Consider the following 10,953-nt stretch of genomic DNA (forward strand, 5'->3'; position numbering starts at 1 on the left):
CAGCATCAGTATTTACTGCATTAACAAGCGAATACTTAGTCGACTTTAAGCTCTTGAAGCATCGCTTCAGGTAGCGCCAACTCATCGTTTTTGTTGACTTGAATGCCTGCTGCAATGATTGCTTTAGCAATCTCTTGCGCTTCTGTCAGTGAGTGCATTGCTGCTGTACCACACTGATATTCATTCAGTTCAGGGATCTTGTTCTGATCTTCCACTTTCAGTACGTCTTGCATTGCCGCAAGCCAAGCATCGGCTACTTGCTGCTCAGATGGCGTACCAATCAAGCTCATGTAAAAACCAGTGCGGCAACCCATTGGCGAGATATCAATGATTTCGATGTCAGTGCCATTTAGGTGATTACGCATGAAGCCTGCGTAAAGGTGCTCTAAAGTGTGGATGCCTTTTTCTGAAAGGATATCTTTATTAGGCGCAGTAAAACGAAGATCAAAAACAGTGATTGTATCGCCTTTTGGTGTTTGCATCGTTTTCGCGACGCGGACTGCTGGTGCGTTCATTCGTGTGTGATCAACAGTAAAGCTGTCTAGTAATGGCATTGCCTTTCTCCATGTTAAAGCCGGTTAGAAAAACCAGCTTCGATTATCTTCTAGTTCCTGTCGGCATTGTTTCAGTTGCCAACCATAGTCTTTTGCTTGTTGCTCGACTTTGCGTGCAATCTTAATCAATGATGGCTTCGCTTGATAGCTCTTTCTTTTGTATCCGCCTCTACCTTCATGATAAGCCAAATACTGATTATAAGGATCCCAGAGTGAAATGCCGAGCTGCTTGCGTGTCTCATTAGTATACCAACCAATGAACATCAGCGAATCATCGAAGCTGGTGCGAGACCCGCCGTGGCTTGTTGCCTTCTGGAAGTCTGCCCAAGCAGGATCTTGAGCTTGAGCATACCCATAAGCGCTGCTAACACGTCCCCACGGGATAAAACCTAACAGATAATCTTTAGGCGGGCGTGCATCATGAATAAAACTGCTCTCTTGCTTTACGAAAGCCATCGCGACATGGATCGGTGTCCCCCACTCTTCTTCCATATCAACCGCATCATCATACCAACTCGGTTTTTCTCGAAAAATATCGCAAATGTTATTTTGCTTTTTCGGTGGCGTAGTCGAACACCCGGCTAAAACCAAGAGTGCCAAAGCGCAAACTAATACGCTTTGGCCTAACTTACTCACTGAATCTCACCTTGGTTTAGGTAAGAGAAGTAGCTTTCAAGAAACTCATCGAAAGATTGCGTATCGGAATCTTCCACGGCTTTTTGGCTTGCAACTGAGCGAGCCACTTCTTCTTCCATCTCTTGCTCAGAGTAAACTTGATATTGGTGAGCAAGATGAGACTCATGGTACTGATTACCCAGCTCATTGCCCACACCAAGTAGACCACCAAATTGCTTAGTCTTCGCTAGCAATTGACCAGAGATTGTTAGTTCAGGATCGTCAATCCACTTTGAAAGCTTATCGCAAGTCGCTTGATAGTGATTGCCACCATGTGCTTTGTCCATCTCAACCGCGATTTCACGTAGATCTTTAAATACACGATTCGCCCACTCTTGGAGTGTTAAACGCTCACCTTGGCAACCAATCTTGAGTTCCAAACCCGGTTTACGACCTGATTCAATCACTTTATTCCAGTTTGAACGCCAGCACTCTAGTTCGCGATCATCCATCGACTTTGACTCTTGCAATACGCTCCAAGTCAGGAACATATCCAAGAAGCGCACTTGATCTTCAGTGATACCAATGGCGCTAAATGGATTCACGTCGAGTGCTCGAACCTCAATATATTCAACACCCGCTCGGCCAAGCGCTTCAGAAGGCTTCTCTCCGTTTTTAGCGACACGTTTTGGTCGAATTGGTGAGTACAACTCATTTTCGATCTGCAAAACGTTCGAGTTTAACTGACGGTATTCACCATCCACTTTGATACCAATTTCCGCAAACTCTTTTGATGGCGTATGAATCGCTTGGTTCAACCCTTCTAAGTATTGCTCAAGGCTGTTGAAACCGATTTTCAGAACACTTTGAGCGCTATTAGTGTACCCAAGATCACTCATGCGCAGTGACGTTGCTTCGGGCAGGTATAAGGTTCCATCTAGGTTTTCAAACGGCAATGAAGTTTCACGCCCTTGAATGAAAGAAGAACACAACGCAGGAGAAGCGCCAAAGAAGTATGGGATTAACCAGCCAAAGCGGTAGTAGTTACGAATCAGGCCGAAATAAGCATCCGATTTCGCTTGTTCTCGCTCTTTCTCACTCTGTTCGCCATACAGCGCATCCCAAAACGTTTCTGGGAATGAAAAGTTAAAGTGCACACCCGAGATAATTTGCATCAAACTGCCGTAGCGACGTTTTAAACCTTCACGATACAAGGTCTTCATTTTACCGCTGTTCGACGAGCCATACTGAGCTAGGTGGATATCTTCTTCATCGTTCACAAAGCATGGCATTGAAAGCGGCCATAACTTCTCATTACCCAATTTGGTTTGAGTGAAGTGATGAACGTCTGATAGCTGAGCGAGTAACGTCGGAATGTCATTAGACACTGGCGTAATGAATTCCAACAAAGACTCTGAAAAGTCTGTTGTGATCCACTCGTTGGTCAATGCTGAGCCAAGCGCTTTTGGGTGTGGCGTCGTTGCCAACCTACCTTCTTCTTGGTATCGCAGTGTTTCTCGTTCAACACCACGTCCATACTGCTGAAAGACATCAGGGTGGGATGCGACTTGTTTTAGTCGCGCAGCAAAATCAGTCAAAATGCGGTTCGCTTATAGTCATTACCCCAGCTAAAGCTGGGGTATTTATAAATTAGTCCGTTAAGGGAAAGCAGAGCCTGTGCTCTGCTTTCTTATTTATGTGTACTCTATCGGATGATTTCAAGCTCTTCTACGGGAATATTCAGTTTTTCTAATTCAGGCTTTAAGCGTTCATAGTCACCCACTATGATCACTTGATACTCACTCGGCTCAAACCATTTCTTAGCTAAACTATCGAGGGTTTTCTTATCCACCGTCTCAACTATTCGATTACGCTGCTGAAGATAATCTTGATCCAAGCTGTACGTGAGAATACTACTCAGAAGGTTAGCCTTTTGTGATGGTGTCTCGTACATCAAGGCTTCTTGCTGACCAACAGCCAGTCGCATAAAGGATAGCTCTTCATCGGTTAAACCGTTAGCACTAAACTCCGCCAACTCTTTCTGAATTTCCACAATCGATGCGACTGTCGCATCCGCTCTCACTTGGGCATTAAATACAATCGCGCCAACTTCTCGATTTGAAGCGAAGTAACCGCTTGCACCATAGGTATACCCTTTATCTTCACGCAAGTTTTGATTGATACGGCTATTGAAGTTCCCCGCTAGATTAAAGTTCGCTAACTGAGTTAAGAACACCTCACCGGTTGCATCGAATGGCAAACCTTGACGCACAAATCGAACCACACTTTGCGGAGAGTTCGGCTTATCTACAATATAGACCTTTTGGCCCGAAACGGTTGGCACAACTTGCGGGCGCAATAGTGGCGACGCATCGCCTTGCCAATCGGCGATGAAAGCGAGCTCATTTTTCACGGCACGCTTGCTAATGTCACCCACAACCACAATCTGTGCACCATTAGGAGTATAATGCTCGTTATAGAACTGTTTTACATCTTCTAGGGTTAACTCTCTGATTGACGCTTCAGAGCCATCGCTTGAACGGGAGAATACTGAATCTCCAAACAGCACTTGACGCGTTGCTTGTGAGGCAAGCCAACTTGGTTGCTGGTGCTGATAAACAACGCCTTCAAGCATTTGTTGTTTCACGCGTTCAAAATCTTGTGGATTGAAAGCTGGGTTAAACAATACATCTTCAACAATCGCTAACGTTGCTGGAAGGTTTTTCTCCAATGCTGAAATAGAGAGTGTGGTGCGGTAGACGCCAGCTTTAATGCCTATCTGACTACCCAACTTATCCAGCTCTGCCTGCAGCTCTTCAATAGAATAGGTTTGAGTCCCTTCTTCCATCATGCAGCCGTTAGGTTCGCCAAGCCTTCTTTGCCCTTACGAACATGACGTTCGCCGGCAGGTAGACGAATATCAATCTGTACGGTTGGGGTTTCTGATGTATAGGTACCCAGAAGTTCAGCGCCATTATCAAAGTAGACATCGTACAAATCTGGCATCTGAGCTTTCACGCTGTCAGCAACCTCTGGCATGACTGATCGATCAAAATCATCAACCGCTTTGCGATACTCAAGCTGAGTTTCATTCACTTTGACATATTCTGGCAAAGTTCGCGGTGGCGTCACAAACGTCGCTTCATGAGCCACTAAGTCTAGTCGGCCTCTTGGCACTATGCTCAAAGTGACCTTATGTTGATCTTGCACGAACGCCTGATACGCCTGCATCACCGATTCGGGCGTCACTGCGCGAATCTGGTCCAGCTGATCTTCGATTCGATCTGGCTGCCCGTAGAAGGTTTGATTAGATGCTAAACGTGATACTTTGCCACGCACGCTTTGCAGGGCAAATACAGCGTCTGCTTCTGCCATACCAGTGATCTGGTCCAAGCGTGATTGAGGCACGCCTTCACGCTCAAATTGCTCTAGTGTGTTTAGAAGTTCATTGTAAAGCGGTTCTAGGTTTGCATTATCTCCAGATGGTGCCATCGCGTAGACGTAGAAGTTACACGCGAGTTCAGCACAATCTTGGAAGGCTCCAGCATCGACCGCTTTTTGGGTTTTGACTAAGTTTTGGTAAAGGAAACTGTTTGTTCCTTGACCAAGAGAATTTGCCAGTGCATCTACAGACGCTTTAGATTCATGGCCACGATATTGCGTTGGCCAGCCGATCATCACCATAGGTTGTTGGATGCGATCTTCCAGAACGATGTAACGGTCTTCATTTAACTGCGCTGGCTGCTTAGGTGCACTTTCAACTTCCGGTCCTCTTGGAATCGAGCCAAAGTATTTGTTTACCCACTCCAAGGTCTCATCAACGTTGATATCACCGCCAATGGTCAGAACAGCATTATTCGGGCCATACCATCGTAGGAAAAAGGCTTTCAGATCGTTCACATCCACACGGTCGAGATCTTCAACATAACCAATGGTTTGCCATGAATAAGGATGACCCTCTTCATACATCGCTTCGGCCATACGTTCCCACATTAGGCCATAAGGTCGATTATCAAAGTTTTGCGCTCGCTCGTTCTTTACCGTATCTCGTTGAATTTCAAACTTGCGTTGCGATACTGCATCTAGCAAGAAACCCATACGATCAGATTCAAGCCATAAGATTTTTTCTAACTGGTTTGATGGGATCGTTTGGAAGTAATTGGTTCTATCACGATTGGTCGTACCGTTTAGCGTACCGCCCGCTTCAGTGATGATCTTAAAGTGTTCTTGATCACCCACATTTTCAGATCCTTGGAACATCATATGCTCAAAGAAATGGGCAAAGCCGGATTTTCCTACCTCTTCACGAGCAGAACCTACATGGTAAGTCACATCCACATGAACCAGCGGGTCGGAATCATCTGGGGATAGAATAACGGTAAGGCCGTTATCCAACTCGTACTTAGAATAGGGAATTTTAACCTTGCCAGATTCAGCTTTTGACTCTTCAATCAGAGTCACGCCTTCTGGCAGGGAAGAGAAAAATGGAATTGAAGGTGCTTTGATAGATGCACAGCCAGCCAAGGCTATGAGTGAAACGGCACCTAGCCACAGTTTCCTCATGACTTCTCCTTAAAAAAGACCGTAAAAGAGCGCGGCAAGAATACTGTACCTTGCTGCTTTACCAATGAAAATGAGAACTAAACATGGCAGGAACTTCATCCTTAACCATCCCGCAGCCAAACATAGCGGATCGCCGATCACTGGCAGCCAACTGAATAGTAGTGTCCAATAGCCATATTTTTGAAGCCATTGTATGGCTTTATGACCATGTTTCTCTTGCTGAGTTCGATTTGGCAGCCACAAACCCAACCAATAATTGGTCAAGCCCCCAAGGTGTTGCCCACTGTTGCGACAGCGATAATAGTCGATACTGTAAATTGATTAAGGCTCAAAGTGGCAATTAAGCCAGCCTCTGAGCCTCCGGGGAGAAGCGTTGCACTCAAAAATCCGCTTATGAATAAAACCCATAGCGCAGAATCAGAAAACCAAAGTGCGATAACTTCAAATGCAGCGTCGAAACTCTCTAGCATTGCATATCAAGCAATACCTTGCCTCGCGTATGGCCTGTTTCGATCTGTTTATGTGCTTCAACCACTTCCGTGTAAGGGTATATTTTTTGAATCTCGGTTTTTAGTAAGCCGACGCTAACCATATAAAGCATCGTCTCGAGCTGTTCAGGATTCGGGTCAACCAACATGCCCGTCGCTTCAAAGCCGAGGAGTTTCGCTTTTTCACAGATAAGCTCAGCAGAGAGTGTAGGTACAGTAACAACGCGTGCGCCATCTTTCAGACATTTCAGAGCATCAAGAGCCGCATCACCACCGACTAAATCAATCAACACGTCAACATCTTCAACGCGTTCTGATGCCGGAGCAAACTGGTAATTGATCGCATGGGCACCCAAAGTCGCCATGTAATCTAGATTCGCTTCACTGCAAGTTGTAAAGACTTCGGCTTTCGCAGCCACCGCAATTTGCACCGCCAAGTGACCAACACCGCCGGCACCTGCCAAGATAAGCACACGATCGCCTTCTTTGACTTCGCCCTTATTCATAGCCTGCGCTGCAGTTTGACCCGCTAATGGTAGAACAGCCGCCGCTTCTAGCGTTACAGCATCTGGCACTAAACTTAGTTCACCCTCAGGGACACAAACGTATTGGCTGTATCCGCCACCTTGCAATGGAAAACCGATAAAACCGGCCACATTAGCACCGACTGAAAACTTCTCAGCGCCATCGCCAACTGAAACGACTTGTCCGGCGATGTCATAACCAGGAACCCAAGGAAGCTTGTCTTTGTTTTGACTTGCTGCCCAACCTAGGCCTGCTCGGGTTTTCACATCAATAGGGTTTACACCTGAGAAAAAGACTTTAACGAGTACTTCACCTGCTTTGGGCTGCACAGCGGTTGAGGTTTGAATTGCTAAAACGTCTGGTCCACCAAATTGGGTTATTGCAACTTGTTTGTTTTCCATCTCAGTCTGTCCTTATTGATGACAATGAATTGGGAATAAAAAAGGGATGCTAGAGCATCCCTTTGAATATATAACATTTCTCGTAAATAAGTTAACTATCGACGTGTAAAGTGAGCGTCAATTAACTTAATGATTAGCCCACAAGCGCTAGCAAGATACCGGCTGCAACCGCAGAACCAAGTACACCTGCAACGTTTGGACCCATCGCATGCATTAACAAGAAGTTCTGTGGGTTTGAATCCAAACCGACTTTGTTAACAACACGTGCTGCCATTGGAACCGCTGATACACCCGCAGCACCAATTAGGGGTTAATGTCTTCCTTCGAGAACTTGTTCAGTACTTTGGCCATTAATACACCGCCAGCCGTACCGATACTAAATGCCACCGCACCTAGCGCCAAGATACCCAAAGTTTCAACATTCAAGAACTCTTGCGCTTGCAGTTTAGAGCCTACGCCCAAACCAAGGAAAATCGTTACGATGTTGATTAGCTCATTTTGCGCCGTCTTAGATAAGCGGTCCACAACACCAGCTTCACGCATCAAGTTACCCAGACAGAACATACCAACCAGAGGCGTTGCCGATGGCAAGAACAAGATTGTCATCAGTAGTACAGCCAGTGGGAATAGGATCTTTTCAGCCTTTCCAACGTGACGCAACTGAGCCATTTTGATCTTACGCTCTTCCGGCGTAGTGAGTGCCTTCATGATTGGCGGCTGAATGATTGGAACTAACGCCATGTAGCTGTATGCCGCTACAGCGATCGCGCCAAGCAAATCCGGTGACAGTCGGCTAGCGAGGAAAATAGCCGTTGGGCCATCCGCACCACCAATGATCGCGATAGAAGCAGCATCCGGCATAGTGAACTCCATGCCAGGAATATAGTTAAGTAAGATTGCGCCAAAGAGCGTCGCAAAAATACCAAACTGCGCAGCCGCCCCTAACCATAAGGTTTTAGGGTTCGCGATCAAAGCGCCAAAGTCAGTCATCGCACCTACGCCTAAGAAGATAAGAAGCGGGAAGATACCCGATTCAATACCGACATAGTAGACGTAATACAATAGTCCGCCCGGCTCAGTGAAGCCTGCATTAGGAATGTTCGCCAAAATTGCACCAAAGCCGATTGGCAGAAGCAATAGTGGCTCAAAACCTTTACGAATAGCTAAAAAGAGCAGAATACAGCCAACCGCGATCATACAGATCTGGTCAAACTGAAAGTTCGCAATCCCTGTCCTTGACCAGAGAATCATCAATCCTTCCATGGTACTCCCTTACGCCAAGCTCAGTAGAGGCGCGCCTACCGTTACAGAATCACCTTCTTTAACGTGCAGGTCTTGAATGATGCCGCCGCGAGCCGCGCGTACTTCCGTTTCCATCTTCATCGCTTCAAGAATAAGCAGTACGTCGCCTTCCGCAACTTGCGCTCCCGCTTGAACATTCACTTTGAAGATATTACCCGCTAGAGGTGCAGGAACCGCTTCAGCATTGCCCACAGGTGCTGCTGGCGCTTGAGCTGGTGCCGCTGCTGGAGCACTTGCAGGAGAAACAGACGTTAGTTGACCTTGTGGGCCGACTTCTACGTCGTATACCTGACCTTCAACCTTCACGCTGTAGCTCTCAATACCACCAGTGGCAACTGGCGCCGCTGCTGGAGCTGCAGGTTCTTCTTTACCTGGAGCAGGCTCGAAAGCTTCTGGGTTGTGACGGTTTTTAAGGAATTTAAGACCAACTTGAGGGAACAGAGCGTAAGTAAGAACGTCGTCTACCGTATCTTCTGCCAGAGAAATACCTTCATCTTTCGCTTTCTCTAAAAGATCAGTCGTCAATGTGTCTAGCTCAGCATTCAGTAGGTCAGCAGGGCGACATGTGATCGCTTCACCGCCATCCAGTACTTTCGCTTGCAGCTCAGCATCGACTTCAGCAGGAGCCGCACCGTATTCGCCTTTAAGAAGACCTGCGGTCTCTTTAGTGATGCTCTTATAGCGCTCACCAGTTAGTACGTTGATAACCGCCTGAGTACCGACAATTTGAGACGTCGGTGTTACTAGAGGAATGTAACCTAGCTCTTTACGAACACGTGGGATCTCTTCTAGAACCTCGTCCATGCGATCCGCAGCACCTTGCTCTTTAAGCTGGCCTTCCATGTTAGTTAGCATGCCGCCAGGAACTTGAGCGATAAGAATGCGAGAATCAACGCCTTTCAACTGACCTTCCCACTTCGCGTACTTCTTACGTACTTCACGGAAATAAGCCGCGATAGGCTCGATTTGGTCGAGTTTAAGGTTTGTATCACGCTCTGTGCCTTGCAGCATCGCAACAACAGTTTCTGTTGGCGTGTGGCCGTAAGTACAGCTCATTGAAGAGATAGCGGTATCTAGGATATCAACACCCGCTTCAACAGCTTTTACTGCTGTAGCAGTCGATAGACCCGTTGTTGCATGTGAGTGAAGTGCTAATGGCACGTCACAAGACGCTTTGATGCGAGTGATCAGTTCTTCTGCTTCGTAAGGTTTTAGCAGACCCGACATGTCTTTAATACATAGAGAGTGACAGCCTAGATCTTCTAAACGCTTAGCTAAATCAACCAAGTGTCAGCATTGTGCACAGGGCTGGTTGTGTAAGAAAGTGTACCTTGAGCGTGTGCACCAACATCAACTGCGGCTTTAACGGCTGTTTGGAAGTTACGGACATCGTTCATCGCATCAAAAATACGGAAAACATCCATACCATTAGCGTGTGCACGTTCAACAAACTTCTCTACAACGTCGTCTGCATAGTGACGGTAACCTAAAAGGTTTTGACCGCGAAGTAGCATTTGCATTGGCGTGTTCGGCATTGCTTTTTTCAGCTCACGCAATCGCTCCCACGGATCTTCTCCTAAGAAACGAATACATGAATCGAACGTTGCGCCACCCCAAGTCTCTAAAGACCAGTAGCCGACCTTATCGAGTTCTGCGGCAATCGGCAGCATATCTTCGATACGCATACGCGTTGCAAATAGTGATTGATGGGCATCACGAAGGACCACATCTGTGATAGCAAGTGGTTTAGACATGCTCATTAACTCCTTTTAATCCTTACACAATGCTACTTAGCAGTAGAGGTACGATATTGATGTACCGCAGCGGAAATAGCCGCCACTACTTTTGGGCTAATAGCAGAAGGGTTGGTTTGAACTTTGTTATTTTGAATAGGTGTCGAGATCGGTTCTGGCACTTCTTCGGGTAGTAACCGAGACATGAGCCGAACGAGATAAACGAGAATAGTTAGGAAAATAAAAACGACAGCCATACCCGTAACCATGAGGGTAGCTGCGTCTCCTAGCAGGCTTCCAATATTTGTCATGTTGCTTCCTTTCTTTGTCATCCTGACAATAACTTGCCTAAAAATCATCCAATCGATTCAGACAAGTGACCTAGGATTATCTCGATTGGTAAAAGTTTGTCAATTTTGTTTAAGGCAGGTTTGAGGATAAAACACAAATCTGGTGAGTTATGCGTCACACAAATCACATAACTCTGTATTTCTAACCCTTTAAAGAGCATTTAACTATGTCTTATAGCAAGTTAAACAAAAAAACGGTTGGATACTGAGAGGCAGTTAATAATTCGAAGAAATAACCAATAAAAACAATAGGTTGTAAATGAGTTATTAATGATATGTTTTTAATGTGTTAAATACGAAAAAAGCCTCGCATTTCTGCGAGGCTTTTCAAAATAGTGGCGCGTCCTGGAGGATTCGAACCTCCGACCGCCTGGTTCGTAGCCAGGTACTCTATCCAGCTGAGCTAAGGACGCACGGTTTTC

The 10,953-nt window shown here is 46.2% G+C and carries 5 protein-coding genes, 1 tRNA gene and 4 pseudogenes; all 10 read right to left on the minus strand.

All coding sequences use genetic code 11. The features are described from left to right. Nucleotides 1–35: 35 nt before the first annotated feature. The 10 genes and pseudogenes from luxS to UA76_RS01530 all read right to left on the minus strand — a co-directional run bounded on the left by luxS (nt 36) and on the right by UA76_RS01530 (nt 10,944). Nucleotides 36–554, minus strand: coding sequence for an S-ribosylhomocysteine lyase (gene luxS / locus UA76_RS01485; protein WP_047042389.1), 519 nt, complete (start codon nt 552–554; stop codon nt 36–38). 24 nt (nt 555–578) lie between these two features. Continuing rightward, on the minus strand, nt 579–1,190 hold the full coding sequence (locus UA76_RS01490) for a transglycosylase SLT domain-containing protein (protein WP_047042390.1): 612 nt from the start codon (nt 1,188–1,190) through the stop codon (nt 579–581). Further along, complete coding sequence (gene gshA / locus UA76_RS01495; RefSeq protein WP_047042392.1) at nt 1,187–2,767, minus strand: glutamate--cysteine ligase; 1,581 nt, start codon at nt 2,765–2,767, stop codon at nt 1,187–1,189. The genes UA76_RS01490 and gshA overlap by 4 nt, the downstream gene beginning before the upstream one ends. A 107-nt stretch (nt 2,768–2,874) precedes the next feature. Continuing rightward, a pseudogene (locus UA76_RS01500) lies at nt 2,875–5,732 on the minus strand (M16 family metallopeptidase). 9 nt (nt 5,733–5,741) lie between these two features. Then, a pseudogene (locus tag UA76_RS01505) lies at nt 5,742–6,202 on the minus strand (YqaA family protein). Next, nucleotides 6,196–7,146, minus strand: a complete 951-nt coding sequence (locus tag UA76_RS01510; RefSeq protein WP_047042394.1) for an NADP-dependent oxidoreductase — start codon at nt 7,144–7,146, stop codon at nt 6,196–6,198. The pseudogene UA76_RS01505 and the gene UA76_RS01510 overlap by 7 nt, the downstream one beginning before the upstream one ends. A 133-nt stretch (nt 7,147–7,279) precedes the next feature. Next, nucleotides 7,280–8,409 (minus strand): annotated as a pseudogene (locus tag UA76_RS01515) (sodium ion-translocating decarboxylase subunit beta). A 9-nt stretch (nt 8,410–8,418) separates the two neighbouring features. Next, nucleotides 8,419–10,202, minus strand: a pseudogene (gene oadA, locus UA76_RS01520) (sodium-extruding oxaloacetate decarboxylase subunit alpha). A gap of 32 nt (nt 10,203–10,234) precedes the next feature. Next, nucleotides 10,235–10,492 (minus strand): oxaloacetate decarboxylase subunit gamma, encoded by a 258-nt coding sequence (locus UA76_RS01525; RefSeq protein WP_047042396.1) that lies wholly within the window; start codon nt 10,490–10,492, stop codon nt 10,235–10,237. 375 nt (nt 10,493–10,867) lie between these two features. Next, nucleotides 10,868–10,944 (minus strand) — tRNA-Arg (locus UA76_RS01530). Nucleotides 10,945–10,953: the final 9 nt, after the last annotated feature.

Source organism: Vibrio mexicanus, assembly GCF_001012815.1.
GTDB classification, from domain to species: Bacteria; Pseudomonadota; Gammaproteobacteria; order Enterobacterales; family Vibrionaceae; genus Vibrio; species Vibrio mexicanus.